The organism is Secundilactobacillus hailunensis (assembly GCF_005405185.1).
GTDB lineage: Bacteria > Bacillota > Bacilli > Lactobacillales > Lactobacillaceae > Secundilactobacillus > Secundilactobacillus hailunensis.
In genome coordinates this window covers 79,441-99,718 of record NZ_BJDO01000001.1, presented here as the reverse complement: position 1 = coordinate 99,718, position 20,278 = coordinate 79,441, and the positions used below count along the sequence as shown (strand labels likewise).

The window sequence follows — 20,278 nt, the reverse complement described above, 5'->3', positions numbered from 1 at the left end:
ACAAGTATGACATCAATTGTCTTCATGGGAACACCCGAATTTTCAGCGCCAATTCTAGAAGCGCTGATTCAACACCATTACGAAGTTAAAGCCGTTGTGACACAGCCGGATCGACCAGTTGGCCGCAAACACGTGCTGACTGCCTCACCAGTTAAAAAAGTGGCTTTGGCACACGATATTGAAGTTCTGCAGCCGGAAAAAATTGGCGGCAGTGAAGAAATGGCTCGGGCCATTGAACTGGCACCGGACTTTATCGTCACCGCGGCCTTTGGGCAATTCTTGCCCACCAAGCTGTTAAAGTCGGCTAAAACGGCTGCCATTAACGTGCATGCCTCGTTATTGCCTAAGTACCGTGGCGGCGCGCCAGTGCACTATGCCGTGATGAACAACGATGCTAAAACCGGTGTTTCAATCATTTACATGGTTAAAAAGATGGACGCTGGCGATATTATTAGTCAAAAATCGATCCCCATTGAAAAGACCGATGACGTGGGCAGCATGTTTGATAAATTAAGTGTGCTGGGCCGTGATCTACTGCTGGAAACCCTGCCGAAGTTAATCGACGGTGACGTTAATCCAGTTCCACAAGACGAGAAAAAAGTGACCTTTTCACCAACCATCAAACCGGCTGAAGAAGAAGTGGACTTTAGTATGTCAGCGGTAATGGTCGACGCGAAAATTCGTGGCTTACGGCCATTTCCAACGTCGTATATCATTTTGTCAGGTACCCGTACAAAACTGTGGGACGTGACAGTTTTACCGGAAAAGACGGATCTAGCACCAGGCAAAGTGGTTGTGCATGAAAAGCACCGCTTAGTGTTGTCCACGGGCGACCATGGCACCCTGCAGATCAATGCGCTGCAGCCGGCAGGAAAACCAAAACAAAGCATTACTGACTTTTTAAACGGAACTGAGGATGCCCTAACAGAGGGCGAACAGGTGGTTAAACTATGAGTAAAGTTGATAACAATCCGCGGTCAATGGCCGTTACAGCACTGACCCGCGTCAAAAATGGCGCCTATTCTAACCTGCAACTGAATCAAATGATCGATGATTCCAATATTTCCCAACGTGATGCTGGCTTAATGACCACCATCGTGTACGGCGTTATTCAACACCGTATGACTATCGATTACCAGCTAGAACCCTTCATCAAAAACCAAAAGCGGGTTGCTGACTGGGTCATGATCTTACTAGAGACGGCCGTTTATCAGATGCAATATCTGGAACGGGTTCCCAAGCGGGCGATCTTTGATGAATCGATTGAAATTGCCAAAACCCGTGGCCATGAGGGTATTCGCCGGTTTGTGACCGGTGTGCTACACCAAATGGACCGAGTAGGGATCAAGGATCCTGCTGACATTGATGATCCAATCAAACGGCAAAGCCTTGTCTATTCCGTGCCAGAATGGCTGATCAGTGAGTTAACTGACCAGCTGGGGACCGATAAAACTACCAGTATTTTGAAGAGTATCAATCACCCGGCTAACCAGTCCATTCGGGTCGCTACGGAACAGCTTTCCATGGCGGATGCGAAGGCGGCCTTGGAAGAAGAAGGCTACAAAGTGGCGGACAGTCAAGTGGCCATTCAGGGATTTGTACTTAGCGGTAAGCCCGCTAATCAGGCGAAGCTCTTTAAATCCGGTCAAGTGACGATTCAAGATGAAAGTGCCATGCTGCCCGCAGAAAGTATGCAGATTCAGCCGGACATGATGATCCTTGATGCCTGTTCAGCACCTGGCGGTAAAACGGTTCAGATCGCCGGACAGCTGTCAGCTGATCAGCGGGGCCAGGTCGTGGCTTTGGACATTCACGAACACAAAGTTCATTTGGTCAAGCAAAACGCTCGCCGGATGAACGTGAGTGATCGGGTCGTTACTCAGGCTATTGATGCCCGTAAGATCCAGGATGTCTTTAAAGATCAGACCTTTGACGAAATTTTAGTGGATGCGCCCTGTTCAGGAATTGGCCTAGTTCGGCGTAAGCCCGAAATTCGCTATGAAAAACAGCTGAAAGACGTCACATCCTTGGCCAAAATTCAACTGGATATTTTAAACGCCGTTGCTCAAAAAGTGAAAATTAACGGTATAATTACTTACAGTACTTGTACGATACTTAATCAGGAAAACCGGGACGTGGTGAAGGCCTTCTTGGCTGCAAACCCTGATTTTGAATCACAGCGGGTGGAAACTGCCCGTGATTTAAAGGCGGACCGGACAACTGATTATCTTGAAATTTACCCGGATGATTTTGATTCTGACGGTTTCTTTATCGGTCAGTTTAAGCGGGTACGTTAGTGGAGGAAATTCATGCAGATTGCTTATCGAACAGCAATAGGGAAGCGCCGACAAGATAACGAAGATAGCATTGGCATATTTACCAACCAGAGTGGCGTGACACTGGCCATCATTGCGGATGGTATTGGCGGCAATCAAGGTGGCGATGTGGCTTCTGAAATGGCGGTAGCGCACATGGGCCATTCGTTTCAGCCGACCAAGGTTAAAACGATCGATGAAACCAAAGACTGGCTGCAAAACCAGATCTCGTCTGAAAATCAGGACATTCGCGATCGGTCTGAACAGTATCTTGATCTAAAGGGAATGGGTACGACCGTGGTGCTAACGGTGATCTTTGATCAGACGGTGCTGATTGGAAACATTGGTGATAGCCGGGCTTACCTGTTGCGTGATCACGTTTTTTCTCAAGTGACGGAAGACCATTCGCTGGTCAATGAACTGGTCAAACGGGGCGAACTGTCAAAACAGGCGGCCCGGGTGCACCCTAAGAAAAACGTCATTACCCGGTCTTTAGGGATTGAAAAAGCGGTCCAAATTGACATGCATTACTTAGAATTGACGGATAACGATATGCTTCTGCTTTGTTCAGATGGATTAAGCGATATGGTCAATGATGATCGGATTCAAGCCGTCCTTGAATCCGACGCAGCGTTGCAGGCAAAATGTGATGAACTCATTAAGTTAGCTAACGATGCTGGCGGTTTGGATAATATTAGTGTGATCTTGATCGATGACCAATCGGAGGTGGCTGACTAATGCGACCAAATTACGTTTTAGGTGGCCGATACCGAATCGTTAAGGCCTTGGGTGAAGGTGGCATGGCAAACGTTTATTTAGCCCATGACCTCATTTTAGACCGGGACGTTTCCGTGAAGCTATTGAGACTTGATCTACGCGATGATCCCCATACCATCAAGCGGTTTCAGCGGGAAGGACTAGCGGCAACTGAGCTGGTTCACCCAAACATCGTGAGTGTGTATGACGTGGGTGAAGAAAACGGCATGCAGTACATGGTGATGGAATACGTGAAGGGGATGGACTTAAAAGCTTACATCAAAAAACACTTTCCCATTCCGTATCAAGAAGTCATCAACATTATGGAACAGGTGCTGTCCGCCGTGGCAGTCGCGCACGAACATAATATTATTCACCGAGACCTGAAGCCGCAAAACATTCTGATCGATGAAAATGGGGTTACCAAGATTACCGATTTTGGAATCGCAGTGGCCCTATCAGAGAACGCGCTGACCCAAACGAACACGGTTTTGGGTTCAGTTCACTATTTATCTCCTGAACAGGTCCGTGGCGGCATGGCCACTAAGCAGTCCGATATTTACTCGTTAGGGATCATTCTCTATGAGCTTTTGACGGGAACGGTGCCCTTTAAGGGTGAAACCGCGATTTCAATTGCTATTAAGCATTTTCAATCCGATATTCCTTCTGTCCGTGAATTTGACCCGCGGATTCCCCAGGCGTTAGAAAACGTGGTCTTAAAAGCCTCCTCCAAACGGCCAGCTGACCGCTATGAAACGGTAACCGATATGGCCAATGATCTGGAGACGTCGTTATCGCCGAGACGGGCATCAGAACCCAAGTTTGTCCCTAATTCAGAAATTGATGATGGTGAAACTAAGGTACTTGATCCGGCTGCGTTACATTCGCAAGTGGCGCAAGATGAGGACCCGTTGACACAGAAAAAAGATGACACGCCACCGGTTAAACCGAAAAAAAAGCGTCGGCATCGACGGCGCTTACGCTACATTTTACTGGGGTTAGCGGTTATTTTGCTGGCAGCGGTGGGCCTGGCGTTTTGGTTGGGCCGTCCCCAATCGGTAACGGTACCGGATGTGAGTGGTCTGACGGTGAATGAGGCGCAGCAAAAATTATCCGATAATAATTTAAATACTGGGTCAATTAAGCGGCAATCCAGTGTGGATATTAAGAAGAACCTGATCATTAAAACGTCACCGGCAGCGGAACAAACGGCTAAAAAGAACGCTAAGGTCAGTCTCTATGTCAGTACGGGACCCCGGTTAGTCAAAGTTGGCAACTATGTGGGTCAATCCTATACGCGATCGGAAGCCCTATTAAAGGCCAAGGGTGTGACCGTTAGGCGGCAAAATGAGTCGTCTAATGAAGTGCCAATCGGCAACGTGCTGCAGCAGAGTATCGAAAATGGGCAGCGCATCGATCCGAAGAATACGACGGTGACTTTAACGGTTTCAGCTGGTCAGCGGCAATTGCAATTGGCTGATTTAACTGGTAAAAGCAAGGCCCAGATTCAGCGGTATGCCACACGTGAATCGATCAATATCTCCTATAGATACAAATATAATAATCGGGCTAAAGATACGGCCATTGACCAAACTCCCGGGGCCGGCAGTACGGTCAGGGAAGGCTCAACCGTTGTCGTTACTTTATCCAGAGGGAAAAAGCCAGTCTCTAAGTCTGAGCCCAAAATTGAAGACTTTAACGTTGACGTGGATATTCCCTTTGAAGCCAGTTCTTCTAGCTCGAGTGATTCAAGTACGAGCAACAGTTCATCGTCCAGCGATGACGTGAATACCGTTCAAATCTACATTCGGGATCACGATCACGACTACAAGACGGTTTATAAGCAATTAACTATTGCTCAGGATACCCAAGTCTCGATTCCGTTTGCGGTGGCTTCTGGCAAGAATGGTGGCTATAAGATCATTCGGGATGGTAAGGTTATTTTATCCGATAACAACGTAACTAAAAATTCTCATTAATAATTACTGCATTTTAAAACCAGTTCTTTTATAATATAAGAGAACTGGTTTTAATTATCCAGAATTATGAAAGGTGGCGTTGATGTGGCGGAAGGCCAAATTCGACAATCATTAAGTGGCTTCTATGATGTCATGACGGACTCAGGAAGACTGGTACGGACCCGTGCTCGCGGCAATTTTCGAAACCGGAAAATTACGCCGTTAGTAGGGGATCGTGTTGTGATCGATGCGCCTAACGATCACGAAGGCTATATTTTAGAGGTTAAGCCCAGGCGTAATTCACTGGTCAGACCACCGGTGGCCAACGTTGATCAGGCAATCGTGGCAACAGCTGTGCGCCAGCCAGCCTTTTCAACTAATCTGCTTGATCGGCAATTATTGGCACTGGAGATCGCTGATATTGAACCGGTGATCTATCTGACCAAGACCGATCTGCTGACGGCAGCGGAACAGACTGAATTTGCTGGTATTGCAGCTGCTTACCGTAAAATTGGCTATCAGGTCGTGTATACGGCCGAACCATTTTCAGCGGTGGCACTAAAAGAAGTGGACGACCTGTTAACCGGTAAGGTCAGTGTCATCATGGGGCAGACTGGGGCTGGTAAATCGACCCTGCTGAACCACGTGGCCCCTGATTTAAAGTTGGCTACCGGCGAGATTTCTGCTGCCCTGAATCGTGGGAAGCATACGACCCGGCGCGTTCAATTATTAGCAGTAGCTGGTGGCTTGATCGCTGATACCCCGGGGTTTTCGTCGTACGATACGTTTTCAATGGACGCCAGATCATTAGGTAAGTATTTCCGGGAGTTCCGGCGCGCTTCTGTCGATTGTCGTTTTCGGGGCTGTGTCCACGTCAATGAACCCGGCTGTGCTGTGAAGGCATTAGTTGAGTCAGGAGATATTTTACAATCGCGTTATGACAATTACCTGCAGCTGTATCAGACTCTGAAGAATCAAAAACCAAATTATCGCAAATCTGAGAAATGAGGGATTATGTATGAAAATCGCACCATCAATTTTAAGTGCTGATTATGTTAATCTTCAAAGAGATATTGAAAAAGTGGACAAGGCCGGTGCTGAATACCTCCATATTGATGTTATGGACGGCTCATTTGTACCCGCTATTTCCTATGGTCCAGGTTGGTTAAAGGCCATTCGCCCAATTACTAACATGACTTTGGATGTTCACATGATGGTTCAAAATCCAGAACGGTTCGTTGAACAGTTTGCTGAAAACGGTGCTGACATCATTGGTGTGCACGTTGAATCAACGCCACACATTCACCGGGCACTGCAGTTGATCAAAAACGCTGGTGCTAAGGCTGAAGTGGTCATCAACCCAGGGACTCCCGTGGAAGCAATCAAGCCAGTACTGTACATGGTTGACCAAGTGCTTGTCATGACGGTTAACCCCGGTTTCGGTGGTCAAAAATTCCTGCCTGAAACGTTAAAGAAGATTACCCAATTGGATCAGTTGAAACAAACTGAAGGCTATGACTTTGACATCGAAGTTGATGGCGGTGTTAAGAACACGACCATCGTGGATTGCCAAAAAGCTGGTGCAACCGTTGCTGTTGCTGGCTCATACGTCTTTGATGGGGTTGATCCTGCTGCTAAAGTTAAAGCTTTGAAGGATGCGACCAAGTAAATGACACATCTTAACTTACTGGTAGGTGGTCCTACCAGTCAATGGCCTGACCAGCTAACTGCCGGTAAGGTGAGCGGTGACTGGATCGGTGCTGACCGCGGAACCCTGCGCTTATTAAAGCTGGGTATCACGCCATTAGTGGCCATTGGCGATTTTGATTCGCTGACTGCTGATGAACTGAAGCGCGTCAAAGGTGCGGTTGCTGATATTCGGCAGGCCAAGCCGGAAAAAGACGAAACCGATACGCAGCTAGCTGTGACCGTGGCACTACATGAATTCCACTACGACCGGTTAGACATTTACGGGGCGACTGGTGGTCGCTTAGACCATTTTTTGGCCAATCTTTGGATGGTTTTGGAACCGCGGTACCGGAAATTTGCACCGCATATTCGCTTCATTGATAAACAAAATACCATTACGTTTTATGTACCAGGGGCCTACGAGATCACTAAGGAACCCGATAAAAAATATCTGGCTTTCGTGACCATGGAACCGGTCAATAATTTGACTTTGCCTGATGAAAAGTATAATTTGAAAAATGCCAACGTGACCCGACCAATTTCTTACGCTAGTAATGAATTTATCGGTGAGACGAACCATTTTTCATTTGATAGCGGCATGGTGGCTGTTATTCAAAGTAAAGATTAATCGTTTTTAAAGAGGTTAGGTGCTGATTGATCGCACCTGATCTTTTTTAGTTGCACAAAAAAACCACCGTTAACGAAATTGATCGTTAGCAGTGGTTCTTTTGGTTGAAAGAAAGATTTTAAAAATTCACAAAAAAAGCTTGGCTACCGTGCCAAACTTTCTTAACTAAACTCGAGTCACTTTACCTGACTTCAAAGTCCGTGCAGAAATCCAAACCTTTTTAGGCTTGCCATCTACTAAAATCTGAACTTTTTGCAAGTTTGGCTTCCAAGTACGCCGTGATGAGTTCAAGGCGTGGGAGCGCTTGTTACCGAAACGAGTGCGCTTGCCGTTGATGAAATCTTTTGCCATGGGAACTACCTCCTTTTAGACTTATCTAAAAAACGTTGCTTTTTAGCTCACTAAAATAATTTAGCATAACCCCCGGTGGAATGCAATAGTTTTCTTTCAAGTAATTTTACTTGACAGCAATCAATCCGATTAATTATCATAACGGTAATGCCCAATTTGTGGTAATATAAATTATCGTGAAGACTAGTATGCAAGGAGGCTACTTTTGATGGCCGTAAAAATTAAAACAAAACATGGCTTGATCGATATTGATAATGATGTCATTGCTACAGTCGTTGGTGGTGCTGCCACTGATTCATACGGTGTTGTAGGCATGGCCAGCAAGAACCAGATCCGGGATAACGTAAATGTTATTTTGAATCGCAATAATTATGCCAAGGGCGTTGTCGTCCGTCAAGAAGATAACGGGGTTGCAGTTGATGTCAATATTATTGTCAGCTACGGAACGAAGATTTCAGAAGTTTCCCGAACCGTTCAATCAAAAGTGAAATATAATTTGGAAACCATGCTTGGAATTAATGCCAATGCTGTTAACATTACAGTTCAAGGCGTTCAAGTATTAAGTGAGTAAGAAGCGGAGGATAAAGTTGTTGCAAACGAAAGAAATAACGAATCATGAGTTCATCAAAATGATTGAGGCTGCCTCAGCAGCACTGGATCAAAACGCTGAATTCATTAATTCATTAAATGTGTTTCCGGTGCCCGATGGTGACACTGGGACTAACATGAGTTTGTCGTTGGATAGCGGCTTAAAGTACGTTAACGAATCAAGTAGCACCAAAGTCGGTGAATTAGCCCAAGCCCTCGCAAAGGGACTGTTAATGGGTGCCCGTGGTAACTCTGGTGTTATTTTATCGCAGATTTTTAGGGGCTTTTCAAAGGCCATTGCGGACAAAGATACCCTGTCAGCTTCTGACTTGGTCGATGGCATTGCTGCTGGTGCTCAAACCGCCTATAAAGCGGTTATGAAGCCAACTGAAGGCACCATCCTGACGGTTATTCGGGAAGCTGCTAAGGCGGCTCGCAAGACGGTGGCTCGTGAAGATGATATCGTGGCCGTGATGGATGCCACTTATGATGCTGCTGCGGCTGCTTTAAAAACCACGCCTGATCTATTACCTGTTTTAAAGCAGGTTGGTGTGGTGGATTCTGGTGGCCAAGGGCTAACTTTTGTGTTCCAAGCGTTTGATGATGTCTTAAATGGCCGTGAAACGGCTCAAAAGGGCGCTCACCAGCCTAATCCAACTGAAATGGATGAAATGGTCGATGCTGAACACCATCGCAGTGTGCAGGGTAAATTGAACCCTGACGACATTGTTTATGGGTACTGCACCGAAATCATGGTTCGCATTGGTAAGGGGAAGCAAGTTGAACACAAGTTTGACTACGATACCTTCTACAATTATCTGGCTAAGCTGGGCGATTCATTATTAGTGGTTAATGATGATGAAATTGTGAAAGTTCACGTTCATACTGAACATCCAGGTAAGGTGATGGCTTGGGGTCAATCATTTGGTGACCTGGCTAAAGTCAAAGTGGATAATATGCGGCTGCAGCAGGAAACCATCATTGAAAATGATGAAGAACAAGCTGCTAATGAAGCACCAGTTGCCACTGCCGAAGCGCCAGCTGAAGCCCCTGAAACGGCCATCATTACGATTGCTGCCGGTAAGGGGATGCAGACCCTGTTTAAGAGTTTAGGTGCCACTACCGTTATTTCTGGCGGTCAGACCATGAATCCAAGTACCCAAGACATTGCGGATGCGATTCAAGAAAGCCACGCTAAGCAAGCCATCATTGTGCCGAACAACGGCAATATTTTCTTAGCTGCTGAACAAGCAGTTAAGGTCGTTGATGTTCCGGCAGTGATCGTGCACAGCAAGACGATCTCTCAAGGCATGACCGCAATGTTGGGCTTTGAACCGGATCATACCCTTGAAGAAAACCAGTCCGCCATGGAAGACAACCTGTCGACTGTTAAGAGCGGTGAGGTAACGCACGCCATCCGTGATACCCAAGTCGATGGCTTTGATATCAAGAAGGGCAACTTCATGGGCATCATTGACGGTAAGATTTCGGTCGTAACTGATAACACCGAAAAAGCTGCCATTCAAATGGTCACTAAGATGGTCGATGAAGACAGTGAAATTGTGACGATTATTTACGGCGCTGATACGGATAAGCAAACTGCTGAACACGTTCAGGAAGCCGTTGAAAAGATCGATGATGAGCTGGAAGTTGAGATTCACGAGGGTGACCAACCGGTTTATCCGTTTGTGATCTCGGTGGAATAGTATCCAGAATCAATATAGTTAAATTAAATTGAACTGGAATAAAATGGAGACACTCGTTTAGCGAGTGTCTCCATTTTATTCCAGTTCATATGTTATTCAATGTTTTTATGCCATGCTGGTGAAATCTCGCATACACCAAAATAACTAAATGCAGGCTTTTGTTAGTGATGTAGATAGTAATAGCACTAAGATTTAGAAACATCATAATAAGTTCGCTAACTTTGATTCTATTTTGGGCATATTGAATTAGTTTAACTGAACGATAAATCTATTGTTTGAAGTGAAATTGACATAAATATTATAAGCTAAATATGCACTATAATTACACGTAATCACGATTAGTCTTGTTGAATTCTTTTCGTGATATTCTACTCATTAGTCAGTTTTTACAATAGTCAGACAGCATAATGGCTCCGAGTAAAGCTGGAATTCAAGGTGATATGTTTGCTAGTGTCTGTAAGGAATACAGGTTCCTAGCATTGCCCCAAAGTAATACCTAATAATAATTTTCTTTGGCTTTATTTGGTTTTTATAAGTAAATCAATTTATCAGTCAGTTACAAGCCACTTATTTTGTTTAAGAGAGAATTTATAATTGGTCTGACTTCCTGTTTGTGGATTAGTGTATGTCCACAGGTCGGATACATTAATGCTGTAATCATGTTGAACTAGAATTGAGTTAGTGTCTGTTGGTTTACATCCAGAATTTACTACTCCATTCGATACAGTTGTGTTGTAGGGTACTATGTCGCCATAGTCAGGTTCACCGTTGGTTACATATTGCTGTCCGTTGTATGTGACGTAGACTCCTTGATACATATAATTATCTTCACGGGATAAGCGGTTGAGTTTTAGTGGTATACCACCATGAATCAAACGGACTGCAAAAACATCACTTTCAAAATCATCTAACGTGTTTGACAGTCCAAACCGATGATTAGGGGAAGCAGTTATTCTAGTAAATACTGTGCCACCTACGCATCGATTCAAAGATTTTTTGCGGTAGTATAATTTAAGTTGTAGCTATCAGTATTTACAATTGTGGTTCTTGATTTTGACGATCTTTTTGCATAATATTTATGCCAGATTGATAAAGAGCCCATAGCACCATAGTGAATTAATTCTGCTTTACCATTTTTCCGAGTCAGTCTCCATTCGTGACTAGTTTCGTAGCCATATTTTGCTGATGCATTAAGTGTGTAAACTTTATGTTTACGAGTAGTTGCGTATAAAGGGTTAATTCGGCCAAAAGCGAGTTTCCGCCAACCATGCCAACTGCTTTTGTAAACATTTTTGCCATTTTGCGAAATAGAGTAGGTGCTTACTTTCATTACGTCACCTGCAGTAGTGTAATATGTTCCACGCCAACTTTTAGGCATATAATGTTTTACTCCAGTTGTTGCGTAATATGTATCCGCCTTAGCATGTTGCAGATTAATTTGAAAACCAATTTCTAGTGATAGCACTGTGATTGCTCCGAACGCATATTGTTTTAATTTCATTTGAAATATCTCCATTTTTGTTTTTCACTTAGTGTGTTGTTTTGGAATACATTAATCATTGTGTATGGGTTAGATAAATTAAATTTTTGAGATTAAACAACTGTTTGATTTAGCCATTTGTCATAAATCATAATTTCTAATGCTTGTCATGTCGTTCTCAGAAAATCAATGTTATAGCAAGTTTTAATTTTTTCTTCTTGGGTGATGATCTCACCTTGGCAAGTTATTGAGCTGAAATTGGTTTTCAGAAACTTATACAAATCGTTGGTATTTTTATTAGCACTGTTGGGCTTGGAATTATTGCCAAGCAGATAGTCAGTAGAGACAATGAACAATTGAGATGTTTTTAATAAATTCTCAGTGTTAACTTTACGTTTATTAGATTCCCACATTGCAACTGTACTTTGACTTACTGACACTTGGTCGGTCAACTGTGGCTATGGCCATCCAAGTGATGTTCGTAATTTTTCAATTTGTAGGCTTGTGTTCATAATTTGAATTCTCCTTTCAAATCAAATTGTATTATTACGATCAGTAATATTATCTGATTTATGTGTTTATATTTGCAGGTGTTTTACTAATCTTAGAATACTATACTCTATTACAAATAGTAAAAGAAGATGAAATTGAGAAAACTAGTTTTGAAAACGGAAGTATTACATTGCTTAGAACAAAGTACATGTCAAGATAGTTTTTCTGCCAACGGAACTTAGTAGAAAAAGAGGGCGTTAGTCAAGTAATTAACGTTAAGTTATTTTGACCATTTGTGTGATTAAATCAGTGAACCATCCCCAGAGTCATGCGATGGCCGGCTGGTTTTTTCGGTTTATTTCGATTATAATGTAGGACGTTGTAAACTAAAATATTGTTTGATAATTTAAACTTCGAACGCCACAAACGGTGTCGAATAATTAAAGTCATTCAGCTTCATCAAGTGGCGGCTCAATAGAACCGGCACTTTGTTTGTTAATTGTTAGGTTAGGAGGGAGTTTCGTGGGGTTATCTGATTCCGTAACGGTATTGCCAGGCGTTGGACCGAAGCGGGTTGCGGCACTGGCAGATCTGGGTATTACGACAATCGAATCGTTACTGACTTACTATCCGTTTCGCTACGAAGATTTGCGGGTGAAGGCGTTAAACGAAATCGGCGATCAGGAGCAAGTGACCTTAAAGGGCATTGTGGCCGCACCGCCGACCTTAAGTCGTTTTGGCCGCAAAAAAAGCCGACTGAATTTTCGGCTGCTGATTGGTCAAGACGTGGTCCCCGTGACTTTCTTCAACCAACCATGGTTAAAGAAGAGTATTGAAGTTGAATCACCGATTATGGTCTACGGCCGATTTGATGCTAACCGTAAGCAGCTTAACGGTATGAAGATCCTTAGCAGTGGCAAAGCTGACCCCATGGCCTCCGTGTACCCGTCTAATCAGGGGATTCGCCAAAAGACCATTCAACAATTAGTCGTTGCGGCCTGGGACAAATACCACACGGAGATTCACGATTTAATTCCAATTACGATTAAAACGCACTACCGCCTGCTTGACCGGGCGCAGATGATTCACGACATGCATTTTCCAAAAGATTTAAAGGCAGCTAAGGCGGCCCGGCGATCAGCAAAATTCGAAGAGTTCTTTCGCTTTCAAATGCAGCTGCAACTGCTGAAACGCCGTGACGAAACTCAGGCTGGCATCGCCATTGACTATGATAATCAGCGACTAAAGCGCTTCGTTCAAGCGCTGCCTTATGAACTGACGGCTGCCCAAAAACGGGTGGTCAATGAAATCTGTGCTGACTTAAAACGGCCGATTCACATGAACCGGCTCTTACAGGGGGACGTTGGCAGTGGAAAAACCGTTGTGGCAGCAATTTGTATGTATGCGGCCATTACTGGCGGTTACCAGGCGGCCTTGATGGCGCCAACCGAAATTTTGGCAGAACAGCACGCCAATAACTTACAGGCGTTATTTGAAGGTTTGCCGGTGAATATCGTGTTATTGACCGGCTCTACCAAGCCAGCCGTGCGCAAAGAAATTTTACCCCGGTTAGCGTCTGGTGAGATCAACCTGATTATTGGCACGCACGCCCTGATTCAAGAGGGCGTTGACTATCACCGTCTGGGGTTAGTGGTCATTGATGAGCAGCACCGGTTTGGCGTGGCTCAGCGGCAAGCACTACGGCAAAAGGGTGATAATCCGGATGTCCTAGCGATGACCGCGACACCGATTCCCAGAACGTTGGCGATTACCAGCTATGGTGAAATGGACATTTCAGTGATTGATGAGCTACCAGCTGGCAGAAAGCCGATTACCACGCATTGGATCAAGAATGCTCAAATCGATTCCGCCATTCAGTTTGTTTTACGGGAGTTAGCCGCTGGGCATCAAGCTTACGTGGTTACTCCGCTGATTGAAGAATCCGAAGCAGTGGACATGAAGAACGCCCAAGCGATTTACGAACGGTTTTCCGCTTACTTCGCCCCGCAGCATTATCAGGTCGGTTTACTGCACGGCCGGATGAAAAACGATGAAAAAGAAGCGGTCATGCAGGCGTTCAAGGATAACCAATACCAAGTACTCGTTGCCACGACGGTGATTGAAGTTGGGGTGGACGTGAAAAACGCCACTGTGATGATGATCTATGATGCCGACCACTTTGGGCTGGCGCAGCTGCATCAGCTTCGTGGTCGGGTCGGCCGGTCTGATCAGCAGTCTTACTGTATTTTGATTGCTGATCCCAAGAATAAAAACGGCGTCGACCGAATGCGGGTCATGACCGAGACCAACGACGGGTTTGTCGTGTCACAAAAAGATTTGGAGTTGCGAGGCTCAGGTGATGTGTTAGGTAAAAAGCAGTCCGGATTGCCTGATTTTAAGGTTGGTGATCCGATTGCTGATCTAACCATGCTGAGTGTGGCCCAAGATGAAGCTAAAAAATTGACCAGTACGCCTGGCTGGCAGGATCAACCAGAAAACGCAGTCTTGGTCAATTATCTCAAGCAAGCTGAAGAACACGCTTATATGTTTGATTAAGAGAGGATGAATAACATTGAAAATTGCTGTTGATGCAATGGGCGGTGATTACGCCCCTAAAGAAGTTGTTGCGGGGATTGAACTTGCCCGTGACCGCTATCCAGAAATTGAGTTTGATCTCTACGGTCAAACTGACAAAGTCAAACCGTTTTTGAACAACGCGGATCATATCAATCTCGTTCAGGCGGATGAAGTGATTGCGATGGAAGACGAACCCGTCCGTGCCATTCGGCGTAAAAAGCAGTCCAGTATCGTGCTGGCTGCGCAGGCGGTTCGTGATGGGAAGGATGACGCCTTCTTTTCAGCAGGAAATACCGGGGCTTTGTTAGCAGCCGGTCTGCTGATCATTGGCCGGATCAAAGGGATCGACCGTCCCGGATTGACTACGACACTACCCGTGTTGAATAATCCAGATCAGAATCAGTTTTTGATGCTGGACGTAGGTGCTAACGCCGATTCTAAACCGTTTAATTTGTACCAGTACGCTATTTTAGGCAAGTATTATGCCCAGACCGTCATGGGCGTTAAAAATCCTCGCATTGGCCTGCTCAATAACGGGACCGAAGCGGATAAGGGCGATATGGTCCACAAGGCCGTTCATGAAGTTTTGGCGACTGCCAAAGACCTTAACTTTATCGGTAACGTGGAGTCGCGTGAACTTTTAAACGGAGCAGCTGACGTGGTGGTTACGGATGGGTTTACTGGCAACGCCGTGCTTAAGAACACTGAAGGCACTGCACTGTCCATGCTAAAATTGATCAAGAGCAGCATTATGGCTGGCGGAATCTCCAGTAAGCTGGGAGCAGCCATGCTGAAACCGGTCTTTAAAGATATTCAGTCTAAAATGGACTATTCAAAGTATGGTGGCGCCGTTTTGCTGGGGGTGAAGGCCCCGGTCATTAAAACCCATGGCTCAGCTAAGGCTGAAACTATTGCCAACACGATCGGTCAGATCCAGACTATGCTTAAAAACCATTCCGTTGATAACGTGGTCGAGTACTTTAACGCCCACAGTGAAGAGATGGCGCAGGCCAAGGCTGACATGCAGAAGTAAGCAGTAGTTCTACCGTTTCTGAATGGTTTGTGCTAAACTGATTGTTGAACTAAATTAGGGTGAGGTAAATTATGTCTAAAGATGAAATTTTTAATAAAATAGCTGACATCATTGCGGACCGGTTTGAAGTTGACCGTGACAAGATCACGTTAGACTTAAACTTTAAGACCGACCTTGATGCGGATTCCATTGATTTTGTGGAATTTATTTTGGAACTGGAAGATACCTTTGGTGCGGAGATTTCGGACGATGCGGCCGAAAGCTTGAACACTGTTGGTGAAGCTGTTGATTACATTGCGTCTAACAGTGCTAAGAAATAGCAGTATCGATTAATAAACGGAAAGGTTGCGGTGAAACGATTTGTTTTGTCACAGCCTTTTTCCTTGTATCAAATTAAATTAAAAAGGAGCGTTACGAATCTTGATTAAGGGATTAGATGAGTTACTTAAAACTAATTTTAATATTGTAATAAAAAATAAGAGTTTGCTGGACGAGGCATTTACTCAGGCGTCTTACGTCAACGAACATCCTAATCAGAATTTAAAGTTTTACGAACGGATCGAATTTTTAGGTGACGCGGTCATGCAGTTAGTTGTTTCCGACTACATTTATAAGCGTTACACCAAAATGCCGCAGGGCCGCTTGACCCGTCTGCGGGCAGCCATGGTCAACGAAGACAGTTTTGCCAGCTTCGCTCGGGAATGCCACTTTGACCAGTACATCCGGTTAGGCAAGGGTGAAGAGAAGGCGCACGCTCGGGAACGGGATTCATTACTTTGCGATATTTTTGAATCCTTTATTGGCGCTTTATACCTTGATCAAGGAGTGGAACCAGTCCGTAAATTTTCTGACCAGGTCATTTTTCCAAAACTTGATGAGGGTCGGTTTGATGAATTCTTTGACCACAAGACGGAACTGCAGGAAGTTGCGCAAAAGAACGGTCCTGCGGTAATCGATTACGAATTACTGTCTGAAAATGGACCGGATAATGACCGGGCCTTTAAAGTGGCCGTCAAAATTGACGGTAAAGAACTGGGTGTCGGCGTTGGCCATTCCAAGAAGAACGCGGAACAGGGTGCTGCCAAGCAGGCCTTGTTTAAACTTGAACCGGATCACGAAGTCTAATATTGAAGTTAGTGGGGAACAGCTATGAAACTAAAATCGCTAGAAATTAGTGGTTTCAAGTCGTTTGCGGACGATACCAAAATCGAATTTGAGGATGGCGTTACTGGCATCGTGGGCCCCAATGGGAGTGGTAAATCCAATATCAGTGAAGCGATTCGCTGGGTGCTGGGCGAACAATCCGCCAAGAATCTGCGTGGCAGCCGGATGCCAGACGTGATTTTTAATGGCTCTGCCAAGCGCAAGCCGTTGAATCGGGCCCGCGTCACCATGGTTTTGGATAATTCTGACCAGTATTTAAAGTCAGAATACAGTGAAATCAACGTCACTCGAAAACTGTTTCGCAATGGCGACAGCAGTTATCAGCTCAACGGCCAAGACTGCCGGTTAAAAGATATTTTGAACCTGTTTATGGACTCAGGGATTGGCGATAATGCCTTTTCAATGATCTCACAAGGTCGCGTGGAAGCGATTTTTAACAGTAAACCCGAAGAACGGCGGTTTATCGTTGAAGAACTGATTGGCGTCTCTAAGTACCGGTTGGGTAAGGAAAAAGCCAAGCGCGAACTGGACCAAACAGCGGGGTACATTGATCGGGTCGACGATCTCATGACAGAACTAGGGGGTCAAATTGAACCTCTAGCGCAGCAAGCTAGTTTAGCTAAGGAATACGTAGCGCAAAAAAAGCAGTTTGATGAACTGGACCAGACGCGGCTTGTTCTTGAGAGTGATGACTTACAGACACGTTTGAAAGATCAACGAGCTGAACTAAAGGAAAAGCAGTCACGAGTAACGGACACTAAAAAACAGCTGGCCGACAACTCTGCGCAGTTAGAGCAGGCCCGTCAAGCCACACAGTCACTCACCAAGCAAAAGGACGACACTAACCAGCAGTTACTGGATATCACGTCGCGCAGACAGCAAATGGCTGGCGCGCAGGCGGTTGATTCAGAACGCCAAAAACACCAGCAGCAAACCTTAAGTGAGTTAAGTACACGGGTTAACGCTGCCCAAACGAACCTGAAACAGGTTCAGGCTAAACTAACGGCAACTGAGATGCAGTTGCAAACGTTAAAACAAGCTTTGAAAACTGATCGTAGCAGTGCTAGTCAGTTGAAGACTCAGCTGGCGGCCTTGGATGAGCAAAAATTGGCGGATGAAGCTGACCAACTGCAAAACGATTACATTGATCAGCTACAGACGCTAACGACGCTGCATAATCAAAAACAGTTTTTAGAAAAGAATCAGCAACGGGCAACTTCTGCCAGTGAGCAAGCCAATCAGCGACTGCGTGAATTGCAGACTGAGCGGTCCCAGCAGGAGGCTAAATTAAACACAGCTAAGCAGCAATTGCAGACACAGCAGCAGCAATTTGACGACCTGCAAGCTAATTGTCAGCAGCTTAAAGAACAGCACCAAAAACGGCAGCAGCAAATTGATCAGTTAAATGAGCAGTGGCTGTCTGCTCTGGAGATCAGCCAGCAGGCTAAGGCCCGCTTGAAAAGTCTGCAGGAATTAGCGCAAAATTACACCGGCTTTTATCAAGGAACTAAAGCGGTGTTAAAAGCTGCTGGCCAGCTGACTGGCATCATCGGTCCCGTAGCGGAGATCTTAAATGTGCCAGCAAAGTACACCAAGGCGGTTGAAGCGGCCATTGGGGCTCAGCAGCAACACGTGGTGGTCAGCGATGAAACGGCTGGTAAGGCGGCGATTAGGTATTTGACCAAACATCAGCTTGGCCGTAGCACCTTTTTGCCACTGAATAAACTGAAGATCACTTACGTGGCCGAGAATGTGTTAGCCAAATGTCAGCAGGCGCCTGGGTTCTTAGGCGTGGCTGCAGATTTAGTGCAGGTCAGCGAGACACAGTTAAAACCAGTTGTGGATCATTTACTGGGTAACGTGATTTTTGCGGCTGATTTAGACCATGCCGTGGCTTTAGCTAACCTGATTCACCACCGTTATCGCATCATTACACTAGCTGGGGAAGTGATCTCGACTAGCGGGGCCATGTCTGGCGGTAAGGATAAACACGAACACCATGGCATTTTGAGTCAGAGACAAGAACTGACTAAGTTGCAGGCCAACATTACGCAAATGACCAGTCAACTGGCAGCTAAACAGACCGAATTAAAGCAGCTGAAAGCTGTCCAAGAAAAAGCGGATCCCAGTGATTATCAAGACCAGCTCAATGTGTTAAACGCAACGCGTCAGCAAGCCGAAAATCAGGTTAAATTACTGTCGGATCGCGTGGCCTCAATTAAAAAACAAATTGCGACTCACCAAGCGCAGTGGGGCCTTGACCAGGATGGTGAAGATTTTGCTGGTCAGTTAAAACATAACCAGCAAGACACAGCGACTGCTGAACAAAAACTAGCAGCGTTAAAAGCCCAAATGGCGACGCTAAAACAGCAGCAGGATCAACGCAGTGAATCGGTTCAGCAACTGAGTACGCAGTATCAAGATCAGCGGGCAGTCGTGACTACCAAGTCGGTGCAAGCCAAACAACTAAGTAAAGAGACCACGGAACAAGCCCAGCGTGTCAAGACGCTGAAAGATGAGATTGAGACGCTGCAGCAACGCATTGATACGCTGAACGCGGCCCAGTCTCAGACTGGCGAGTCGACTCAGACGCACGAAGCCACTTTGAAGCAGCTGACTGACAAGGAGCAACATTTGCAGGCCACTTTAAAACAGCTGAATTTGGACCTGGGTACTGCAAATGACCAGCAGGCCACTTTGGAACGATCCAACCAATTGGCGACGGCCACGCTAAATAACGAACAGTTAGCAGTCCAGAAATTAGACGTGGCTTGTTCACAGCTCAGTTCGCAAGTCGATCAGCACCAAACAACACTGGCCGAAACTTACCACGTGAGTTTGGCCTTTGCCAGGCAGCATCAAGTGGCGTTACCATTGGCTAAGATCCAAGAAAAGTTGAAGCTACTTAAGCGCGGCTTGGCTGATTTAGGAGACGTGAACGTTGGCAGCATTGATCAGTATGACCAAGTCAAGACTCGTTATGATTTTTTGACCCAGCAAAAAGAAGATCTCAGCGCCTCAAAAGATAATTTGTTAGAAACGATGACTGAAATGGATCAGCAAGTGATCGAACGCTTTGATACAACGTTTAAAGTCTTAAATCAGAAGTTTCAGGAAACCTTTATTAAAATGTTTGGTGGCGGTGAAGCCAAGCTAGTTTTGACCGAACCCAAGAACTTACTGACGACCGGCATTGAAATCATGGCTGAACCACCTGGCAAACGCCTGCAAAATATGCGGCTGCTCTCTGGCGGTGAGCGGGCATTAACGGCCATTACGCTTTTGTTTGCGGTTTTGCAAGTTCAGCCAGCGCCATTTTGCGTGCTGGATGAGGCAGAAGCGGCTTTGGATCCAGCTAATACCGCTCGATTTGCAAGTTTCTTGAATAATTTTAACGATGATACACAGTTTATTGTGATCACTCACCGGAAGGAAACCATGGTTCAAGCTGATCGTCTATACGGCATCACGATGCAGGAATCCGGTGTGTCTAAACTGGTTTCCGTAGATCTAGATCAAGTACCAGCCTCAAAATAATGTG

At 45.4% G+C, this 20,278-nt stretch carries 17 protein-coding genes; 14 read left to right on the top strand and 3 right to left on the bottom strand.

Going from position 1 to position 20,278, the window contains the following annotated elements; translation table 11 throughout:
• Window positions 1-6: 6 nt before the first annotated feature.
• The 7 genes from fmt to FFM73_RS00405 all read left to right on the top strand — a co-directional run bounded on the left by fmt (window position 7) and on the right by FFM73_RS00405 (window position 7,346).
• Window positions 7-954: a methionyl-tRNA formyltransferase gene (gene fmt / locus FFM73_RS00435; RefSeq protein ID WP_137629834.1), complete on the top strand. Its 948-nt coding sequence runs from the start codon at window positions 7-9 to the stop codon at window positions 952-954.
• Window positions 951-2,297 carry a 16S rRNA (cytosine(967)-C(5))-methyltransferase RsmB gene (gene rsmB, locus FFM73_RS00430; RefSeq protein WP_137629833.1) on the top strand — a complete coding sequence of 449 codons (1,347 nt, stop codon included), beginning with the start codon at window positions 951-953 and terminating at the stop codon, window positions 2,295-2,297. The genes fmt and rsmB overlap by 4 nt, the downstream gene beginning before the upstream one ends.
• A 12-nt stretch (window positions 2,298-2,309) precedes the next feature.
• Window positions 2,310-3,053: a Stp1/IreP family PP2C-type Ser/Thr phosphatase gene (locus FFM73_RS00425; protein ID WP_137629832.1), complete on the top strand. Its 744-nt coding sequence runs from the start codon at window positions 2,310-2,312 to the stop codon at window positions 3,051-3,053.
• Window positions 3,053-5,050, top strand: coding sequence for a Stk1 family PASTA domain-containing Ser/Thr kinase (gene pknB / locus FFM73_RS00420; RefSeq protein WP_137629831.1), 1,998 nt, complete (start codon window positions 3,053-3,055; stop codon window positions 5,048-5,050). The genes FFM73_RS00425 and pknB overlap by 1 nt, the downstream gene beginning before the upstream one ends.
• An 84-nt stretch (window positions 5,051-5,134) precedes the next feature.
• The gene (gene rsgA, locus FFM73_RS00415) at window positions 5,135-6,037 is read left to right on the top strand and encodes a ribosome small subunit-dependent GTPase A (protein WP_137629830.1); all 903 of its coding nucleotides are present in this window, start codon (window positions 5,135-5,137) and stop codon (window positions 6,035-6,037) included.
• A gap of 10 nt (window positions 6,038-6,047) precedes the next feature.
• Complete coding sequence (rpe, locus tag FFM73_RS00410; RefSeq protein ID WP_137629829.1) at window positions 6,048-6,698, top strand: ribulose-phosphate 3-epimerase; 651 nt, start codon at window positions 6,048-6,050, stop codon at window positions 6,696-6,698.
• Complete coding sequence (locus tag FFM73_RS00405) at window positions 6,699-7,346, top strand: thiamine diphosphokinase (protein ID WP_137629828.1); 648 nt, start codon at window positions 6,699-6,701, stop codon at window positions 7,344-7,346.
• Between the two features lie 165 nt (window positions 7,347-7,511).
• Here the strand turns inward: FFM73_RS00405 and rpmB are convergent, their stop codons facing one another.
• Window positions 7,512-7,697 carry a 50S ribosomal protein L28 gene (rpmB, locus tag FFM73_RS00400; RefSeq protein WP_137629827.1) on the bottom strand — a complete coding sequence of 62 codons (186 nt, stop codon included), beginning with the start codon at window positions 7,695-7,697 and terminating at the stop codon, window positions 7,512-7,514.
• 208 nt (window positions 7,698-7,905) lie between these two features.
• Here rpmB and FFM73_RS00395 point away from each other — a divergent pair, with 208 nt between their 5' ends.
• Together FFM73_RS00395 and fakA are read left to right on the top strand one after the other, a co-directional pair.
• Entirely contained in the window at window positions 7,906-8,268 is a 363-nt protein-coding gene (locus FFM73_RS00395; RefSeq protein ID WP_137629826.1) for an Asp23/Gls24 family envelope stress response protein, read from the top strand.
• Window positions 8,269-8,287: 19 nt separating this feature from the next.
• The gene (fakA, locus tag FFM73_RS00390; protein ID WP_137629825.1) at window positions 8,288-9,991 is read left to right on the top strand and encodes a DAK2 domain-containing protein; all 1,704 of its coding nucleotides are present in this window, start codon (window positions 8,288-8,290) and stop codon (window positions 9,989-9,991) included.
• A gap of 985 nt (window positions 9,992-10,976) precedes the next feature.
• On the opposite strand, the gene FFM73_RS00385 is transcribed toward fakA, so the two are convergent.
• Entirely contained in the window at window positions 10,977-11,492 is a 516-nt protein-coding gene (locus FFM73_RS00385; RefSeq protein ID WP_137629824.1) for a hypothetical protein, read from the bottom strand.
• 146 nt (window positions 11,493-11,638) lie between these two features.
• On the bottom strand, window positions 11,639-11,911 hold the full coding sequence (locus FFM73_RS13155) for a helix-turn-helix domain-containing protein (protein WP_373278611.1): 273 nt from the start codon (window positions 11,909-11,911) through the stop codon (window positions 11,639-11,641).
• 574 nt (window positions 11,912-12,485) lie between these two features.
• Between FFM73_RS13155 and recG the strand changes: the two genes are divergently transcribed.
• The 5 genes from recG to smc all read left to right on the top strand — a co-directional run bounded on the left by recG (window position 12,486) and on the right by smc (window position 20,274).
• On the top strand, window positions 12,486-14,519 hold the full coding sequence (gene recG, locus FFM73_RS00375) for an ATP-dependent DNA helicase RecG (protein ID WP_137629823.1): 2,034 nt from the start codon (window positions 12,486-12,488) through the stop codon (window positions 14,517-14,519).
• A gap of 16 nt (window positions 14,520-14,535) precedes the next feature.
• The gene (gene plsX, locus FFM73_RS00370; protein WP_137629822.1) at window positions 14,536-15,573 is read left to right on the top strand and encodes a phosphate acyltransferase PlsX; all 1,038 of its coding nucleotides are present in this window, start codon (window positions 14,536-14,538) and stop codon (window positions 15,571-15,573) included.
• 71 nt (window positions 15,574-15,644) lie between these two features.
• On the top strand, window positions 15,645-15,893 hold the full coding sequence (gene acpP / locus FFM73_RS00365) for an acyl carrier protein (RefSeq protein WP_137629821.1): 249 nt from the start codon (window positions 15,645-15,647) through the stop codon (window positions 15,891-15,893).
• Between the two features lie 100 nt (window positions 15,894-15,993).
• The gene (gene rnc / locus FFM73_RS00360) at window positions 15,994-16,698 is read left to right on the top strand and encodes a ribonuclease III (protein ID WP_137629820.1); all 705 of its coding nucleotides are present in this window, start codon (window positions 15,994-15,996) and stop codon (window positions 16,696-16,698) included.
• Window positions 16,699-16,722: 24 nt separating this feature from the next.
• Window positions 16,723-20,274 (top strand): chromosome segregation protein SMC, encoded by a 3,552-nt coding sequence (gene smc / locus FFM73_RS00355; RefSeq protein ID WP_137629819.1) that lies wholly within the window; start codon window positions 16,723-16,725, stop codon window positions 20,272-20,274.
• Window positions 20,275-20,278 lie beyond the last annotated feature (4 nt).